This window comes from Haemophilus haemolyticus (assembly GCF_003493685.1).
GTDB lineage: Bacteria > Pseudomonadota > Gammaproteobacteria > Enterobacterales > Pasteurellaceae > Haemophilus > Haemophilus haemolyticus_O.
In genome coordinates this window covers 1-721 of sequence record NZ_QQJW01000029.1, presented here as the reverse complement: position 1 = coordinate 721, position 721 = coordinate 1, and the positions used below count along the sequence as shown (strand labels likewise).

General features: G+C 39.4%; 1 protein-coding gene. It reads left to right on the top strand.

The features are described 5' to 3' along the window. Nucleotides 1-51: 51 nt before the first annotated feature. Nucleotides 52-696 (top strand): IS1595 family transposase, encoded by a 645-nt coding sequence (locus DV434_RS10595; protein ID WP_118786135.1) that lies wholly within the window; start codon nucleotides 52-54, stop codon nucleotides 694-696. Nucleotides 697-721: the final 25 nt, after the last annotated feature.

Genomic DNA, 721 nt, shown 5'->3' with positions numbered 1-721 from the left:
GGGGCTGTACTAGATAACGACTAAAAATCCCATTTAGGTTAGAATAAACCAATGAGAAAAAGTCGCTTAAGTCAGCATAAACAAAATAAACTCATTGAACTGTTTGTCGCAGGTGTCACAGCAAGAACAGCCAGTGCATTGGTTAATGTAAACAAAAATACAGCCGCTTATTACTTTCATCGATTACGCTTACTCATCTATCAAACAAGCCCCCATTTGGAAATGTTTGAAGGCGAGATTGAAGCCGATGAAAGCTATTTCGGCGGTACTCGAAAAGGCAAGCGTGGTCGCGGTGCCGTGGGAAAAGTCGCAGTATTCGGGCTTCTCAAAAGAAATGGCAAGGTTTATACCGTCGTTGTCCCTAATGCGCAATCAGCGACATTATTGCCAATTATCCGAGAGAAAGTTAAGCCTGATAGCATTGTGTACACGGATACTTTTCGTAGTTATGATGTGCTTGATGTCAGTGAATTTAGCCATTTTCGCATCAATCACAGCACGCATTTTGCTGAAAATCACAACCACATAAACGGAATTGAGAATTTTTGGAATCAAGCAAAACGCCACTTACGGAAGTTTAATGGCATTCCCAAAGAGCATTTTGAGCTATATTTAAAGGAATGTGAATGGCGTTTTAACAACAGTGAAATAAAATCTCAAATTTCCATTTTAAAACAATTAGTTAAGGGGATTTAGATCTAGTTATCTAGTACAGCCCCAA

What these genes read in the sequence shown, in the direction of transcription:
- DV434_RS10595 (WP_118786135.1), top strand. Translation starts at nt 52, where the DNA reads ATGAGAAAAAGTCGCTTAAGTCAGCATAAACAAAATAAACTCATTGAA.